The following is a 14,955-nucleotide window of genomic DNA, read 5'->3' as shown; positions in this document are numbered from 1 at the left end:
ATACAGGTAATCTCGCGGTCGTCCGTCAGCGGGCGGCGAGCAGAACCCGCAGCACCGTCGCCGGCCGGAGCAGCGTCCCCGGACGCTCGAGAAGATGCGTCACCCGGAGGAACGCGGACCCCACCGCCGGGTCGACGGCCGCCGCCCGATCGAGCCGGGACGTGTACGCATTGACCAACCGGACCCGCGCCGACCGCCGTCCGGGCACGGCCGGAATCCGGAGGTCGTTGTCGACGGTGAGGGTCCACGCGGCATCGATGCACCGGTTCGCCCCGCGGAGAAACCGGCGAGCGAGATGCGTCCGACTCGACCGCAGGCAGTCCCGCAGGATCGTCGCCTCCACCGCGGCGACGCTCATGCCCTGGCCGTAGATCGGGTTGAACGAGCAGATGGCGTCCGCGAACGGCAGATAATTCGACGGCAGATCGTCCGCGGAATAGTGCCGCCGGACCGTCGTCGGGATTCGGTACCGCACGCCGTCGTCCACCGGCTCGGCCGTGCGAAGTGCGTCGTACATGTCCGGGGCGGGGAACGACTTCACGAAGTCGAGGAATCCGTCCGGATCCAGTGGCGGCACGTCGTCCCCGTACCCGGCGAGAGTGACGATCCAGGTGCCGTCCTCCTGCACACCCATGAATCCACTGCGCGGACTCGACGGTCCCGGCGCCATCCCGATGCCGGAATCCCCGTCCAGGTGCGGCGGGTCGAGCCGGAAGTGTCGCGTCGCGTAGCTGACGTCCACTGCCAGCTGCGACTCGGCCGGTGGCGCGAACCCCAGCTCGCCGAGCCGGGCGACACCCTGCGAACTACGGCCGGACGAGTCCACGACGAGATCGGTCTCGACGACCTCCGGTGGGACACCACCCCGGTGCTGCACGGTCACCCCGGTCACCCGCTCGCCGTCGACGATCAGACCCGTGACGTCGGAACGGTCCAGTATCCGCACATTCGGCAGGGCCTCGACCCGCCTGCGCATCTGCCACTCCACGAGCGGCCTGCTCGCGAGAATGCCGGGGACCCCACTGATCTCGCGGGCCATCCGATGCCCGTCGACGATCCACCGGATGTCGCCCAGCGCGTCGCCCGCGGTGGCGCCGAGGGTCAGGAGTTCGGACACGAACCCCGGCAGGAGGTCCTCCATCGCGGCCTGCCCACCGGCGAGAAGCGCGTGCACGTGCCGGGCCTGCGGCACGCACCTGCGCGCGGTGGCCGTATCGGGCAGGACGTCGCGGTCGAGGACGACGACGCTCCGGAACGAGCCGGTGAGAGCCGCCGCGGCAAGCAGTCCCCCCATTCCGGCGCCGACGACTACGGCGTTGCCAACCGGGGTCGTCCGGTGCGTCATGGCGGCTGTCCGTTCACAAGACGGTGCAGAGACCTCCAGGGTATTTCGCCTGACCTCGAACAGCGGTGGTTACTCTTGAGTAATGACCGAACAGAAGACCTGGAATGCGTTCACCGTCGAGCGCAAGGATCACGTCGCGCAGGTGACGCTCATCGGACCCGGAAAAGGCAACGCGATGGGCCCGGATTTCTGGAGCGAGCTCCCCGAGATCTTCCGTGAACTCGACACCGATCCGGACGTGCGCGCGGTGGTGATCGCCGGCTCCGGCAAGAACTTCTCCTTCGGTCTGGACCTGCCCGCCATGAGCGGCAGCTTCGGCTCCGTCCTCGCGGACAAGGCGCAGGCCGGCCCGCGTACCGCGTTCCACGACATGATCAAGCGGATGCAGTCCGGCATCAACGCGGTCGCCGACTGCCGCAAACCGGTGGTCGCGGCCATCCAGGGCTGGTGCATCGGCGGCGGCGTCGACCTGATCTCCGCGTGCGACATCCGCTACGCCAGCACCGACGCGAAGTTCAGCATCCGTGAGGTCAAGGTCGCGATCGTCGCCGACATGGGCAGCTTCGCCAGGCTTCCCGCCATCATCGGCGACGGTCATCTGCGGGAACTCGCGCTCACCGGCAAGGACATCGACTCCGGGCGCGCCGAGAAGATCGGTCTCGTCAACGGCGTCTTCGCGGACGCCGACGCCGTCCTCGCCGCCGCGCAGGAGACCGCGGCCGAGATCGCGGCGAACCCGCCGCTCGTCGTCCACGGCATCAAGGACGTCCTCGACCACTCCCGCGCGGCCGCCGTCGACGACAGCCTGCGCTACGTGGCCGCGTGGAACGCCGCGTTCCTGCCGTCGCAGGACCTGACCGAGGCGATCACCGCCGTCTTCGAGAAGCGCGCCCCCGAATTCACCGGCGAATAAACCGTCCGTCGGTACAGCCGCACTTCCGGAACGGGTGCGGTTGTACCGGTCGCAGAGGATTATCCGCAGGTAAAGCCCAGTTCATCAGTTGCCCGAAACCTCGCCGCGCTCGCATACTTGCGGACTACAAGTAAACGACAGCGCAGCGAGGAAACAGTGTCGAATTCGGTCGAAACGCCGGTGGCCTACACCCACCGGCAGATCCTGGCTGTACTCAGTGGATTGATGCTCGGTATGTTCCTCGCCGCGCTCGACCAGACGATCGTGGCAACGGCGATCCGGACCATCGCCGACGACCTCGACGGGTACTCGCTGCAGGCGTGGGCAACCACCGCGTACCTCGTCACCGCGACCCTGGCGACGCCGCTCTACGGCAAACTGTCCGATATCTACGGCCGCAAGCCGTTCTTCATGTTCGCGATCACGGTGTTCGTGATCGGCTCCGTCCTGTGCACGTTCTCGACGTCGATGTACGTGCTCGCGGCCTTCCGCGCGGTCCAGGGACTCGGCGCCGGCGGTCTGTTCTCGTTGGCGCTCACCATCATCGGCGACATCGTCTCCCCACGTGAACGGGCCAAGTACCAGGGCTACTTCCTGGCCGTGTTCGGTACGTCCAGCGTCCTCGGCCCGGTCCTCGGCGGCGTGTTCGCCGGACAGGACGAGATCCTCGGAATCGACGGCTGGCGTTGGGTTTTCCTCGTCAACGTGCCGGTGGGGCTGGTCGCGCTCACCGTCGTCTCCCGCGTGCTGCACCTCCCGCGACGACCGAGCGGAAGCCGGCGGATCGACTGGTGGGGCGCGATCGCCCTCGCGGTGGGTGTGGTGCCGTTGCTCGTCGTCGCCGAACAGGGGCACAGTTGGGGATGGGGCAGCTCGAAGTCGTTGGTGTGCTACGTGATCGGCGTCATCGGTGTGCTGGCCTTCGTGCTCGTGGAACTGGCGATGAAGGACGACGCGCTCATCCCGATGCGCTTCTTCCGCAACAGCACGTTCGCGCTCGGCGTCGTGATCAGTCTCGTCGTGGGCGCTGTCATGTTCGGCGGCATCACCCTGCTACCGCAGTACCTGCAGGTGGTGAAGGGCTCGAGCCCCACCCTGGCCGGGTTCCAGATCCTGCCGATGGTCCTCGGGCTCATGGCCGGTTCGGTGGTCAGCGGACAGATGATCTCGCGGACCGGGCGGTACCGGTACTTCCCGATCCTGGGCACCGCCCTGATCGTGGTCGGCGCGTTCCTGCTGCACACGCTGGCCGCCGACACCCCGATGCCCGTCGTGATGGTGTTCATGCTGATCCTCGGACTCGGTCTCGGAAACCTGATGCAGCCCCTCACCCTCGCCATTCAGAACGCGCTGCCCCCGCAGGACATGGGGGTGTCGACCGGAGCGGCCACGTTCTTCCGGCAGATCGGCGGCACCGCCGGCGTCGCGATCTTCCTGTCGATCCTCTTCTCCCGCCTCACCCCGGCCATCGGTGAGCGAGTGACGGCCGCCGCAGGCACACCCGACTTCCGTCGAGCCGTGGTGGCAGCCGCACAGAGCAACGACCCCGCCGAGGCCGCCATGGGGCGGGGGATCCTCAGCCCCGACCACGCCGGAGTCAGCGGAGTCCTCACGGACAGCTCGGTGATCGGGAAACTCGACGACGTGCTGGCCCTGCCGTTCCGCGAAGGATTCGCCGACGCCATCGGTTCCGTCTTCCTCAGCGTGTCGATTCTCGCGGTCGTCGCCTTCGTCCTCACCGTGCTGTGGAAGGAAGTACCCCTCCGCAGCGAGTCCGGACTCCAGGCCGCGGCGCGGGGAGCCGCGGAGGAGTGAGACGACAACGGCGCCCGACCCCGAAACCGGAGTTGGACGCCGTTGGCGTAAACGGCGAACCGCTCAGTGCCCGCCGTTGTCCTTCAGACGCTTGAACGAAGCCTCGACCTCGGCCGTCGCCTCGGCGAGCCCGACCCAGTCGGCGGCCTCGACGTGCTTGCCCGGCTCGAGGTCCTTGTAGTGGACGAAGAAGTGCTTGATGGCGTCCAGTTCGAACTGCGGGACGTCCCCGATGTCCTGGATGTGATCCCAGCGCGGGTCGCCGGCCGGCACACACAGCACCTTGTCGTCGCCGCCGGCCTCGTCGACCATCTTGAACATGCCGACGGGACGTGCCTCGACGATGACGCCGGGGAACACGGACTCGGGGAGCAGGACCAGCGCGTCCAGCGGGTCGCCGTCCTCGCCGAGGGTGTTCTCGATGAAGCCGTAGTCGGCCGGGTAGCCGAACGCGGTGTAGAGGTAGCGGTCCAGCTTCACGCGACCGGTCACGTGGTCGACCTCGTACTTGTTTCGCTGACCCTTGGGGATCTCGATGGTGACGTCGAACTCCACGCCGATTCCTCGCTGTCGTGTCGATGATGATTCGGGGAGAGGATATCGGGTCGAGGATAAGGTTGGTTGTCTGACCACCCACGAATCACAGTGAAGACGGAGGCGCGTTGCCGGGCCAGGGAAAGAAGAAGATGGGCTCGTTGGCGGGACGCCACCGTCGGAACATGCGAATTCTGTTCGCGTCGGTCGTCGTCGTGGTGCTCGCGATGGCGGCTGTTCTGGTGGTCGCGGTGACCGCGCACAACGCGTCGGCGGGCCGCGGCGAACTGACGATCGCGCCGGAACCTGCGCCGATCACGGCGGCCCCGCAGGTCACGCCGGTGCCGGACGACGCACCGATGCCGACGGCGCAGGGGATCGCCGCCGCGGTCGGTCCGGCCGCCGCCAACCCCGACCTCGGCAAGTTCAGCGGAACGGTCGCCGACGCGGTCACCGGTCAGGTCCTGTGGAGCGTCAACCCGCAGACCCCGATGACCCCCGCGTCGACCACCAAGGTCCTCACCGCGGGATCCGCGCTGCTGGCGCTGCCGTCCGACCGGCGCGTGACGACGAAGGTGGTGCAGGGAGCGACTCCCGGCGAGATCGTCCTCGTCGCCGGTGGTGATCCCACTCTCACCGCGAAGCCGGTCGGCGAGAACGGCTACTACCCGGGTGCGGCGCACATCTCGCAGCTGGTCGACCAGATCCGGAACGCGGGCATCCAGGTGACGAGCATCGTGGTCGACACGAGCATCTACTCGGGCGACACGATGGCGCAGGGGTGGTTCCCGACGGACGTCGGCGCCGGATTCATCACTCCCACCGAACCGATCATGATCGACGGCGGACGCGCCGACCCGCTCGTGGACGAGTCGCCGCGCAGTTCGACGCCCGCGCTCGACGCCGGGCGAACGCTCGCCGGTGCGCTCGGCGTCGCCCCGTCGGCGGTCACGTCGGGGGTCGCGGCGCCCGGTGCGGCTACCGTGGCGAGTGTGCAGTCCGCGCCGCTGCGCGACCGGTTGCGGCAGATGATGGAACACTCGGACAATGTGCTTGCCGAAGCGATCGGGCGGGAGGTTGCCATGAATGCCGGCGCGGAAGCATCGTTCACGGGCGCCGTCGCGACCATCGGCCAAACGCTGACCGCGGCCGGATTCGATCTGTCGGGTTTCACGCTGCACGACGCGAGCGGGTTGTCCGTCGACGACCGCATCGCCCCGCACACACTCGACCAGGTTCTGACGGCCGCCGCGGGCGAGGGCAATCCCGCCCTGCGGCCGATGCTCGACTACCTGCCGGTGGCCGGTGCCACGGGCAGCCTCTCGGACCGGTACGCGTCGGGGAACCGCACGGGCGCCGGCTGGGTGCGGGCGAAAACCGGCACCCTGTCCACGGCCAGCGCGCTCGCCGGCTATGTGGTGGACCAGAACGGGCGCGTCCTCACGTTCGCGTTGATGTCCAACGACCGCCCGCCGGAGGTCAGCCGACCCGCTCTCGACGCACTGGCGGCAGCGCTCCGCACGTGCGGGTGCCAGTGATGGCCGCCGAGGGAAATGCCTTCAGCGGTGCCGTCGACTGGAAACTCGCAGCCCGGACGGGGGTGAAGCTCGCGCGCAGCGGACCCGTGACGTCGCGGTACACGGCGGAAACCGTGGTCGCGGAACTGGCCGACGCGTCGATGCGCGCGGAACTGCCCGTCCGGGAAGTCACCGGCCTCGCCGACGGGCTTCCGGTGCCTACCGCCCAGATCCTCGACCGGGCCGGGTGGATCCACGCCGCCGCGCATTCGATGTCGCAGCTCACGGGCGGCGACGCCGCTCCCGGCATGCTGGTCGGCAAGCCGGCGGGCATTCAGGCCGGGGCGATGCTCGCGTACCTGTCGTCGGCGATCCTCGGTCAGTACGACCCGTTCACCGGCGACAACGGAACCCTGCTGCTCGTGGCGCCCAACGTGGTGTCCGTCGAACGCACATTGCGCGTGCGGCCCAGCGACTTCCGGCTCTGGGTGTGCCTCCACGAGGTGACACACCGGGTGCAGTTCTCGTCCTCACCGTGGCTCACCGGGTACATGCAGGAGTCGGTGGAGACCCTCGGGTCCGCCGAGGACGAGTCCGTCACCGACATGGTCGGCCGGTTGACCTCCGCGCTGCGCGACCGCGGGCGCACGGAGGCGGACGAGTCGGGCGCACCGGGCGGCATCGTCGGACTGCTGCGCGCGACCCAGGCCGAGCCGCAGCGTGAGGCACTCGACCGTCTGCTGGTGCTCGGCACCCTCCTCGAAGGACATGCGGACCACGTGATGGACGCCGTCGGTCCGGCGGTCGTGCCGTCGGTGGCCGCGATCCGGGCGGCGTTCGATCAGCGGCGCCGGCGCAAGAGCAACCCGGTGCAACGCCTCATCCGGGCGCTGCTCGGAATGGACGCCAAGATGGCGCAGTACGTGCGCGGCAAGGCGTTCGTCGACGCGGTCGTGGACAAGGTCGGGATGGACCGGTTCAACGTCGTGTGGACCGGCCCCGACACGTTGCCCCGGCTCGCGGAGATCGATGCGCCGGACGCCTGGGTGTCCCGGGTGCTGGGCTGATTCGAGAAGGGCTGAGCCGGTGATGGTGCTTCCCGAGGAGCCGGCGATCCTCGAGGTTCGTCACGCCGTGCGGCGCTGGATCGTGGCGCACGCCCCGGACGGTGAGATCGCGGTCGCGTTGTCCGGTGGCGCCGACTCACTGGCGCTGACGGCGGCGGCCTCCGCCGAAGCGCGATCGGTGCGTGCCCTCGTCGTCGATCATCGGCTGCAGCCGGGTTCGGCGGACGTGGCGGACGAGGCGGCAGCCCGTGCCCGGACTCTCGGCTGCACGTCCGCCGAGGTGCTTCCCGTCGACGTGACCGGGTCGGGCGGGCTGGAGGCGGCTGCCCGGCAGGCCCGCTACCGCGCCCTCGACTCGGCGCGCGGAACCCGCCCGGTGCTGTTGGGGCACACCCTCGACGACCAGGCCGAAACGGTCTTGCTGGGGTTGTCGCGCGGTTCGGGTGGTCGATCCATCTGGGGGATGAGCGCGTACGACAGCCCGTGGGGGCGACCGCTGCTGGACGTGCGGCGCGCGGTGACCCGGCAGGCCTGCGCGGAACTGGGACTCGGCCCGCACGAGGATCCGCACAACGCCTCACCCGACTTCGTGCGGGTGCGGCTGCGCACCGAGGTGCTGCCGCTGCTCGAGGACGTCCTGGGCGGCGGCGTCGCCGGGGCCCTCGCCCGCACCGGGGAACACCTGCGCGAGGAAGGGGCGGTCCTCGACGCTATGGCCGCCGACGCCGAAGCGAAAGTCGAGGTGGACGGCGAAATCGACGCAGCCCTGCTCGCACTGTCGGCGCCGCCCGTCCGCCGGCGCGTGCTGCGCAGCTGGCTCCTTGCAGCCGGTGCGCGCGGTCTCGGAGACACCCAGCTGCGGGCCGTGGACGACCTCGTCGCACGGTGGCGCGGACAGGGACAGGTGGCGATCGGGGGCGGAACACCGGACGCGAGGTTGGTGGTCCGCCGACGACGTGGCAGGCTGAACGTCGGATTGGACGACCGACGAAGGGTTTGATCGCGTGTACGAAGGCGACATCGCATCGGTACTGATCTCCGAGGACGAGATCCGTCGACGTACCGTCGAACTGGCCGAGGAGATCGCCAAGCGCTACCCGGAGGGTGCCCCGGAAGGGGATCTGCTCCTGGTGGGTGTCCTCAAGGGCGCCATCTTTTTCATGACCGACTTCGCGCGGGCCCTCCCCATCCCCACCCAGATGGAGTTCATGGCCGTCAGCTCCTACGGTTCGTCCACGTCGTCCTCCGGCGTCGTGCGCATCCTCAAGGACCTCGACAAGGACATCGCCGGCCGCCACGTGCTGATCGTCGAGGACATCATCGACTCCGGTCTGACGCTGTCCTGGCTGATGCGCAACCTGTCGAGCCGCAACCCCGCCTCGCTCGAGGTCGTCACGCTGCTGCGCAAGCCCGACGCCATCAAGGTCGACGTCAACGTCGCGAACGTCGGCTTCGACATCCCCAACGAATTCGTCGTCGGGTACGGCCTCGACTACGCCGAGCGGTACCGCGACCTTCCGTACATCGGGACCCTCGAGCCTTCCGTCTACGGCGGCTGATCTCCGCTCTGCTCGTCAGCGGACGGGTTCGTGGGACACGGCGAGCTCCAGTGCCCGCAGGTCCTGTTCCAGTTGCCGGAACAGCCAGTACACGCCCACGAACGCGAAGATGCCGCCGACGCACAGGATGCGGACCGCGATGATCACCAGCGTGATCTCGTCGGGTGACAGGAACGTCACCCCGGCCACCCCGGCCAGCGGAACCGAGGCGGCCACCGCGAGATACAGCGTGCTCCGGCGGTCGAGACCCCGCAGTTTGTGGGCGTCGGCGCTGCTGGCGATGTCCTGCGGCAGCAGGGTCGGGTAGATACAGCGCACCGCGAAGAACGCCACCACGAAGAACGGGTACGCCACCGACACGGCACCGCACACGATCAGGGATGCGATGAAGTGCACGTACGCGCCCGGCGGCACATTCCCCGCCGCGAGCTGCAGGGAAATCGGATAGGCGATGCCCGCGATGACCCACAACCCGAACACCACCAGCACGACGCGGTCGCCGAGCAGCAGCGTGTCGGTGCGGGCCCGGGCCAGCGTCTGGCGGTCGTACGTTTTCCCCTTGCGCAGACCCCGGGGAACGAGCAGCGGATATCGGCACCAGTAGAGCAGCATGATCGCACCCAACGGGAACGCGATCGAATTGATGACCAACTGGATCCCCTCGAACGAGTGCTGCGCCTCCGGCGTCAGATTGCTGATGATCAGCATCTTGTTGTGGTGGTAGTTGTAGGCGCCGGCGAGCGCGTTCGGCACCGCGATACCGATCACCAGAATCGGCAGCGCGAAGCGGCGCAGCCGCATGCGCCAACTGTTCGGCGGTGGATCGACGAGGTCCCGGGCCCGGGGATTCAGGCACAGGTCGAACTGCTGGGCCAGTTCGGCACCGGACGACCACCGGTCCTCCGGCTTCGGTGCCAGACACGTCAGCAGTACCCGTCGCAGGGACGGCGGACAGTCGTAGGGCAACTGGTCGAGAAACTCCGGGTCGATGTCGCGGCTGCGGCGGTCCAGCATCGCTTCGAGTGCGACGAGCGACTCGCTGGACACGTCCTCGTCCTCGAACGGACGCCGTCCGCACATCAGCTCCCACAGCATCACGCCGAGCGCGAAGATGTCGCTGCGGGTGTCGAGGTCCGCCGCCGTCCCCGGCATGCCGCGGTGACACGCCTCGAGCTGTTCGGGGGACATGTAGGCCAGGGACCCGCCGAAGTAGGCGAGCGGTGACGCCCCGGTGACGGTGTCGCTGAAACTGATGTTGAAATCGGCGAGCTTCGGCACCCCCTCGGCCGTCAGCAGGATGTTGGCGGGTTTGATGTCGCGGTGCAGGACGCCGCGCTTACCGGCGTAGTCGAGGGCGTCCGCCAGCCGCCGCCCCAGCCACGCGATCGTCTCGGGCCAGGTCAGTGAACTGATCTCGTCCCGCACACTCGAGTCGGTGGGCCTGATCTCGCCCTTCTCCCGCATCTCCTCGTCGACCACGTCCAGCAGCAGGCTGCCCGTCCGGTCCTGTTCCGGGGTGACGCGCACGCGGCGCAGAACCCGCAGCAGGGTGCCACCCGGCAGGTACTGCATGTAGAGAAGGCGCAGTTGGCGGTCCTCGAGCAACCGCTGGTCGAACACGCGCACGATGTAGTTGTGGTCGAGCTGCGCGAGGGTCTGCGGCTCGTTCCCCTTGTCGTGGGAGATCTTCACCGCGACGAGGCGCTGCATCGACCGCTGCCGTGCCAGGAACACGCGGCCGAACGCGCCGCTGCCCAGGCCCATCAGCAGATCGAAGTCGTCGACCTGCTGACCGACCTCCACATCGTCGAGAGCCGCATTGCCCGGCGGCCTGGTGATGAGCGTGTCCGGCTGCCGGGCGGTCACGGTCGGACCGGCGGCCGCGGTCTGGTCGGCGGCCGCGGTGTGCTCGGCCGCGGCGGTCTGCTCGGCGGCCGCGGTCTGCTCGGCGGCCGCGGTCTGCTCGGCGGCCGCGGTCTGCTCGGCGGTCAGCGTCCGTGCGGACACGGTTTGCTCAGCAACCACCGTCGACGGTCCGGCCGCGACCGTCGATTCGCTGCTCTCGTGTTCGGAGTTCGTGACTCCGGCGGTCCGTTCGGCAGAGTCCGATCCAGCGGCCGATCCGTCTCTGCCCGACCCGTTTCCTCTGGTCATTGCACATCGAGGGTTCTACTGGGCGGGTTCTCTGGGCACATCGAGGTTGTCTGGAGCGGTGTGAAGAGTCCCATCCAGGGACAAGCGAATGGTAACCCCGCAGACCTACCGTATCCAGCGCGAATACTCGAAATGACTGCATCCCTGCGCCATATACTCGGATGATGGGGGACTCCCCGTTCACCTCAGCCGTCGTCGTCGCCGAGCAGGTTCGCTCGGGCGTCTCGAGCCCGATGGAGCATGTCGAGGCCGCGCTCGCGGCCATCGACGAGCGGGAACCGAAGATTCAGGCGTTCGTCACGGTCCTCGCCGAACAGGCCCGAGCCGCCGCGCTCGCCCTCTCCCGCCGGCCGGATCTGTCCACACTTCCGCTGGCAGGAGTGCCCGTCGCGATCAAGGACGTCATCCCGGTGGCCGGACTGCCGATGCGTGAGGGATCGGGCGCGACCAGTGCCGAACCGAAGGTTTCCGACCACCCGGTCGTCGCGCGGCTGCGGGCGGCCGGTGCGGTGGTCGTGGGCCTGACCACCCTCCCCGAACTGGCGGTGTGGGGAACCACCGACGCGCCCGGCCACATCACCCGCAATCCGTGGAATCCGTCGCGGACCTGCGGGGGTTCGTCCGGGGGAGCGGCCGCCGCCGTCGCCGCGGGGATGGTGCCCCTGGCCCACGGGACCGACGGTCTGGGTTCGATCCGCATCCCCTCGGCGAATTGCGGAGTGTTCGGCATCAAACCGGGCAGGGGAGTCGTGCCCTCCGAACTCGGCGCCACCTCGTGGTTCGGCATGGCCGAGAACGGGCCCATCGCCACCACCGTCGACGACGCCGCCCTCATGTTGTCCGTCCTCGCCGACCGACCCGAACTCGCGCGGATCGGAGCATCGGAACCACTGCGGATCGCGGTCGCGGCAGGGTCGCCGACGTTCCTGGCCACGGTCGATCCGCAGTGGCGGGACGCGGCCCTGCGCGCGGGCACGGAACTGACCGGCTCGGGCCACGACGTCGAGCCTGCGACGTTGCCGTACCCGGTCAACCTGCTTCCCGTCCTCGCCCGCTGGACCGCGGGAACGGCCGCCGACGCGAAGGGGCTCGATGTGCGGCAACTGCAGCCGCGGACCCGCAGACACGTCGCGGTGGGCCGGGCGCTGGGCCGATTCGTCCGTCCCGAGCAGGTGGGCAGGCTCGAAGAGTCGCTGCGCACATTCTTCGAGAACTACGACGTCGTGATCACACCCGCTCTCGCGCAGCCGCCGCTCGCGGCGACGACGTGGAGCGAGCGGTCGTGGCTGTCGAACGTCGTGGCCAACGTGCGGTACGCCCCGTTCAGCGCGCTGTGGAATCTCGTCGGGTGGCCGGCGGCGAGTGTGCCGGTCGGCACGCACTCGCATTCGGGCACCCCGCTGGCCGTGCAGATCGCGGCGCCGCCCGGGGGAGAGGCCCGGATCCTGGCCCTGGCCGCTCACATCGAGCGGGTGGGCGGCGGCTGGCCGAGGGTCGCGCCCGCGCGGTGAACTCCCGCACATTCGGACCCGGATCGAGTCCGGGGGAACCGATGGGACACCGCATGCGTTGAAAGAAAAGAGACCGCTCCCAACGGCGGTTGGCTGCTACCTGGAGTCGCCGGGGTGCCTTCGCGGTAACCTGGTTTGTCCGGTTGGCAGCCGGAAGGCGCACCCGGAAGACCCGCACTCTCGAAAGGACCGGCCATATCGGCCGACCTGTATGAACCGTAAGACTGTGTTTCGAAACCTGGCGATAGTTGCCGGCATCCTGCTGGTGATCTACGCCTTCAGCTACTTCGGCAACGACACGCGCGGATTCCAGGGTGTCGACACCTCCGTGGCGATCGCGCAGCTCGACGCGAACAACGTCGACAAGGCGCAGATCGACGACCGGGAGCAGCAGGTCCGCCTGTGGCTGAAGGACGGGAACGACGCGACGGACGGCAAGACCGAGATCCTCGCGAAGTATCCGGCGTCGGCGTCCGAGCAGATCTTCAACGAGATCTCCGACAAGGGCCTGCAGAGCTACAACACCACGGTCACGCAGGAGAGCTGGCTCACGTCCATCCTGCTGTTCGTCCTGCCGATGGTGATCCTGCTCGGCATCTTCTTCTTCGTGATGAGCCGCATGCAGGGCGGCGGTCGCGGCGGCGTCATGGGCTTCGGCAAGTCGAAGGCCAAGCAGCTCAACAAGGACATGCCGAAGACCACGTTCGCCGACGTCGCGGGTGCGGACGAGGCCGTCGAAGAGCTGTACGAGATCAAGGACTTCCTGCAGAACCCGATGCGCTACCAGTCGCTGGGAGCGAAGATCCCGCGCGGTGTGCTGCTGTACGGGCCGCCCGGAACCGGTAAGACCCTGCTCGCCCGCGCGGTGGCAGGCGAGGCCGGTGTTCCCTTCTTCACGATCTCCGGTTCGGACTTCGTCGAGATGTTCGTCGGTGTGGGTGCGTCCCGCGTGCGCGACATGTTCGACCAGGCCAAGCAGAACAGCCCCTGCATCATCTTCGTCGACGAGATCGACGCCGTCGGACGCCAGCGTGGCGCCGGCCTCGGCGGCGGCCACGACGAGCGTGAGCAGACCCTCAACCAGTTGCTGGTCGAGATGGACGGTTTCGGCGACCGCACCGGCGTCATCCTCATCGCCGCCACCAACCGCCCCGACATCCTGGACCCGGCGTTGCTGCGTCCGGGCCGCTTCGACCGGCAGATCCCGGTCGGCGCCCCCGACCTCGCCGGTCGTCGCGCCATCCTGAAGGTTCACTCGCAGGGCAAGCCGATCGATCAGCACGCCGACCTCGAAGGTCTGGCCAAGCGCACCGTCGGAATGTCGGGTGCAGATCTGGCCAACGTCATCAACGAGGCCGCGCTGCTCACGGCCCGCGAGAACGGGACCGTCATCACGGAGGCCGCGCTCGAGGAGTCCGTCGACCGTGTCGTCGGCGGTCCCCGACGCAAGAGCCGCATCATCAGTGAGCACGAGAAGAAGATCACCGCGTACCACGAGGGCGGGCACACGCTCGCCGCGTGGGCGATGCCCGACATCGAGCCCGTCTACAAGGTCACCATCCTCGCCCGCGGCCGCACCGGCGGTCACGCGATGACGGTGCCCGAGGACGACAAGGGTCTGATGACGCGGTCCGAGATGATCGCTCGACTCGTCATGGCGATGGGTGGCCGCGCGGCCGAGGAACTCGTGTTCCACGAGCCGACCACCGGGGCGTCCTCCGACATCGACATGGCGACGAAGATCGCCCGGTCGATGGTCACCGAGTACGGCATGAGCGCCAAGCTGGGTGCCGTGCGCTACGGCCAGGAGGGTGGAGACCCGTTCCTGGGCCGGTCGATGGGTCAGCAGTCCGACTACTCCCACGAGGTCGCGCGCGAGATCGACGAAGAGGTCCGCAACCTCATCGAGGCCGCGCACACCGAGGCGTGGGCGATCCTCAACGAGTACCGCGACGTGCTGGACATCCTGGCCACCGAACTGCTCGAACGCGAGACGCTCACCCGCAAGGATCTCGAGAAGATCTTCCACAGCGTCGAGAAGCGCCCGCGCATCACCGCGTTCAACGACTTCGGCCACCGGACGCCGTCCGACAAGCCGCCGGTCAAGACGCCGCGGGAACTTGCGGTCGAGCGCGGCGAGCCGTGGCCCCAGCAGCCAGAGCCGGTGTTCGCCCAGCAGCAGTCGCAGCAGGCTTCGCCGCAGCAGCAGTACCCGCAGCCGGCGCCCGCCAACGGTTACTCGCAGCCGGCACCGGCCCGGCCGCAGGGTGGGATGACGCAGCCGCGTCCGGACTATGGCGCCCCCGCGGGTTGGTCGGCTCCGGGCTGGCCACCTCGTGATCCGGGCAACCAGAACCCGGAGGGTCAGTACTCCGGGAACCAGGGTCCGGGCAACCAGTGGAACCCGCCGCACGAGCAGCGTGGCACCGGCGACGACGACGCGCAGACGAGGGCCTGGAAAGGACCGGACGGATCGAACTGATCCGCCCGACACTAGGCTGTTGCTTCGGGACGATCGGTCCCGGTACTGGAGGAGTTTC

The 14,955-nt window shown here is 68.6% G+C and carries 11 protein-coding genes; 8 read left to right on the top strand and 3 right to left on the bottom strand.

Annotated features, from left to right (window positions below; genetic code table 11):
- Positions 1 to 25: 25 nt before the first annotated feature.
- Entirely contained in the window at positions 26 to 1,345 is a 1,320-nt protein-coding gene (locus tag OYT95_RS14905; RefSeq protein WP_112302030.1) for an FAD-dependent oxidoreductase, read from the bottom strand.
- An 82-nt stretch (positions 1,346 to 1,427) separates the two neighbouring features.
- Between OYT95_RS14905 and OYT95_RS14900 the strand changes: the two genes are divergently transcribed.
- Both OYT95_RS14900 and OYT95_RS14895 read left to right on the top strand, forming a co-directional pair.
- Complete coding sequence (locus OYT95_RS14900; protein WP_112302029.1) at positions 1,428 to 2,258, top strand: crotonase/enoyl-CoA hydratase family protein; 831 nt, start codon at positions 1,428 to 1,430, stop codon at positions 2,256 to 2,258.
- Between the two features lie 156 nt (positions 2,259 to 2,414).
- Positions 2,415 to 4,073: an MDR family MFS transporter gene (locus OYT95_RS14895; RefSeq protein ID WP_235214536.1), complete on the top strand. Its 1,659-nt coding sequence runs from the start codon at positions 2,415 to 2,417 to the stop codon at positions 4,071 to 4,073.
- A gap of 63 nt (positions 4,074 to 4,136) precedes the next feature.
- Here the strand turns inward: OYT95_RS14895 and OYT95_RS14890 are convergent, their stop codons facing one another.
- On the bottom strand, positions 4,137 to 4,628 hold the full coding sequence (locus tag OYT95_RS14890; protein ID WP_037242345.1) for an inorganic diphosphatase: 492 nt from the start codon (positions 4,626 to 4,628) through the stop codon (positions 4,137 to 4,139).
- Between the two features lie 131 nt (positions 4,629 to 4,759).
- Here OYT95_RS14890 and dacB point away from each other — a divergent pair, with 131 nt between their 5' ends.
- Genes dacB through hpt form a run of 4 tightly spaced genes read left to right on the top strand, consistent with a single transcriptional unit; the run spans position 4,760 to position 8,750 of the window.
- A complete protein-coding gene (gene dacB / locus OYT95_RS14885; protein ID WP_112302027.1) occupies positions 4,760 to 6,145 on the top strand; it encodes a D-alanyl-D-alanine carboxypeptidase/D-alanyl-D-alanine endopeptidase in 1,386 nt (461 codons plus the stop codon).
- On the top strand, positions 6,145 to 7,191 hold the full coding sequence (locus OYT95_RS14880; protein ID WP_037242339.1) for a zinc-dependent metalloprotease: 1,047 nt from the start codon (positions 6,145 to 6,147) through the stop codon (positions 7,189 to 7,191). Before dacB ends, OYT95_RS14880 begins: the two co-directional genes overlap by 1 nt.
- 22 nt (positions 7,192 to 7,213) lie before the next feature.
- Positions 7,214 to 8,191, top strand: a complete 978-nt coding sequence (tilS, locus tag OYT95_RS14875; RefSeq protein WP_112302026.1) for a tRNA lysidine(34) synthetase TilS — start codon at positions 7,214 to 7,216, stop codon at positions 8,189 to 8,191.
- Between the two features lie 4 nt (positions 8,192 to 8,195).
- The gene (gene hpt / locus OYT95_RS14870) at positions 8,196 to 8,750 is read left to right on the top strand and encodes a hypoxanthine phosphoribosyltransferase (RefSeq protein ID WP_005244976.1); all 555 of its coding nucleotides are present in this window, start codon (positions 8,196 to 8,198) and stop codon (positions 8,748 to 8,750) included.
- A gap of 15 nt (positions 8,751 to 8,765) precedes the next feature.
- Here the strand turns inward: hpt and OYT95_RS14865 are convergent, their stop codons facing one another.
- Complete coding sequence (locus OYT95_RS14865) at positions 8,766 to 10,904, bottom strand: serine/threonine-protein kinase (protein WP_268791825.1); 2,139 nt, start codon at positions 10,902 to 10,904, stop codon at positions 8,766 to 8,768.
- A gap of 164 nt (positions 10,905 to 11,068) precedes the next feature.
- On the opposite strand from OYT95_RS14865, the gene OYT95_RS14860 reads away from it, so the two are divergent.
- Positions 11,069 to 12,415: an amidase gene (locus OYT95_RS14860; RefSeq protein WP_112302024.1), complete on the top strand. Its 1,347-nt coding sequence runs from the start codon at positions 11,069 to 11,071 to the stop codon at positions 12,413 to 12,415.
- Positions 12,416 to 12,626: 211 nt separating this feature from the next.
- Positions 12,627 to 14,897 carry an ATP-dependent zinc metalloprotease FtsH gene (gene ftsH, locus OYT95_RS14855; protein ID WP_037242332.1) on the top strand — a complete coding sequence of 757 codons (2,271 nt, stop codon included), beginning with the start codon at positions 12,627 to 12,629 and terminating at the stop codon, positions 14,895 to 14,897.
- Positions 14,898 to 14,955: the final 58 nt, after the last annotated feature.

This window comes from Rhodococcus sp. JS3073 (assembly GCF_026810085.1).
Lineage (GTDB): Bacteria > Actinomycetota > Actinomycetes > Mycobacteriales > Mycobacteriaceae > Rhodococcus_F > Rhodococcus_F wratislaviensis.
The sequence above is the reverse complement of the archived record's forward strand: the minus strand, read 5'-3'. Positions and strand labels throughout refer to the sequence as shown.

What these genes read in the sequence shown, in the direction of transcription:
- OYT95_RS14905 (WP_112302030.1), bottom strand. Translation starts at nt 1,345, where the DNA reads ATGACGCACCGGACGACCCCGGTTGGCAACGCCGTAGTCGTCGGCGCC.
- OYT95_RS14900 (WP_112302029.1), top strand. Translation starts at nt 1,428, where the DNA reads ATGACCGAACAGAAGACCTGGAATGCGTTCACCGTCGAGCGCAAGGAT.
- dacB (WP_112302027.1), top strand. Translation starts at nt 4,760, where the DNA reads ATGGGCTCGTTGGCGGGACGCCACCGTCGGAACATGCGAATTCTGTTC.
- OYT95_RS14880 (WP_037242339.1), top strand. Translation starts at nt 6,145, where the DNA reads ATGGCCGCCGAGGGAAATGCCTTCAGCGGTGCCGTCGACTGGAAACTC.
- tilS (WP_112302026.1), top strand. Translation starts at nt 7,214, where the DNA reads ATGGTGCTTCCCGAGGAGCCGGCGATCCTCGAGGTTCGTCACGCCGTG.
- OYT95_RS14865 (WP_268791825.1), bottom strand. Translation starts at nt 10,904, where the DNA reads ATGACCAGAGGAAACGGGTCGGGCAGAGACGGATCGGCCGCTGGATCG.
- OYT95_RS14860 (WP_112302024.1), top strand. Translation starts at nt 11,069, where the DNA reads ATGGGGGACTCCCCGTTCACCTCAGCCGTCGTCGTCGCCGAGCAGGTT.
- ftsH (WP_037242332.1), top strand. Translation starts at nt 12,627, where the DNA reads ATGAACCGTAAGACTGTGTTTCGAAACCTGGCGATAGTTGCCGGCATC.